At 53.4% G+C, this 1,202-nt stretch carries 1 pseudogene; it reads right to left on the bottom strand.

Annotated features, from left to right (window positions below):
• Positions 1 to 1,202: pseudogene (locus ACGF7G_RS22345) on the bottom strand (hemagglutinin); the annotation flags it as partial.

Raw genomic sequence — 1,202 nt, 5'->3', positions numbered from 1 at the left:
GCCCTTTAGCTAAGTGCAACGCGGGGCTGTTTTTGGCAATGGCAACGGCCCCTTCTGCTGACCAGGTTGCCTTGCTCTCGGTAATATCCCAGCCAGCGATTAGGGTTAACTTGTTGCCGGCCATGACCTTATCAATATCCATTGAGTCACCACTGGTCAAGGTGATGTCTTTCCCTGCGGTCAGGGCGATGCCATGCAGATTTATCCCCGCGCCTGCATGGAGTTCAATATTCTCATCCACCGCTAAATGCGGATGAATATCCACCTGCCCATTACCCGCCAGAAAGATATTTTTCGCCCGGTTAATTAACGTCTGTGACAACGAAATGCCCTGCCTAGATAGAATACGTAACGTATTAGCCGCAGAAATAGTGGGTAATACCGGTACGCCTTCTGCGGCGGAATTGCCGCCAGATGAAACAGAAATCCCTCCACTGTTGGCAATCAAGGTCACGTCATGACCTGAAATATCGGTACCCTGCACCGTAAAACGATTCTCTCCCTGTAGCAGGACATGGTTCCCCGCATTGACGTTTCCCCCACCCGAAGACAAGGTTTTCGCTTTAATGGTGACATCACCGCCGGCACGAATGCGTCCCTGATTCTGCAATGTCTCGGTGGTCAATATCAGATGTTGACCCGCTTGCATCTGACTCTGTTCCGCCATTTCAATGCGTTGACTGCGCAGGTTGATGTCCGTTTTGGCCTGCACCGCCCCCAGAATGACCTGACCCTCGGCGGTCACATTGATGTCGCCTTGGGTTGCGGTCAGATTAGTCAGATTGACCGTTTTACCCGGTTCGGTACTCACCAGCCGGATTTTATGGGCAGACATTCCCCCCAATGATCCGGTATCAATCGCTTTCCCGGGGGTATAACCTTCGGCTGTGAGGGGGATAAGGGTGCCATGCTTGACATCAACCTGATTGGGGCCTTGTATCAATGTCAGGTTTTTCGCCCGGAGTGGACCGTGCAGCTGGGTGGTCCGGCTGATAATCTCGATTTTATCCTGTGCTGTTGCATCCCATCCGGCTTCACTCAGGGTGATGAAGCCTGTTTTCACGGTTAAGGCCGCCAGCGCCCCGTCTTTATCCAACCCCGGCTTGCCCGTGGATAAGGTGACTGTCGGGGTCTGGGTAAAGTGGCAGCCGTTACAGGTGATGCCATTCGGGTTGGCAATGAAGACCGGGGCTGCTTGTCCC

It is taken from the genome of Photorhabdus sp. RM323S, assembly GCF_042879375.1.
Taxonomy (GTDB): domain Bacteria; phylum Pseudomonadota; class Gammaproteobacteria; order Enterobacterales; family Enterobacteriaceae; genus Photorhabdus; species Photorhabdus tasmaniensis.
Note: the sequence above shows the minus strand (reverse complement) of the source record. Positions and strands in the feature narration are given on the sequence as shown.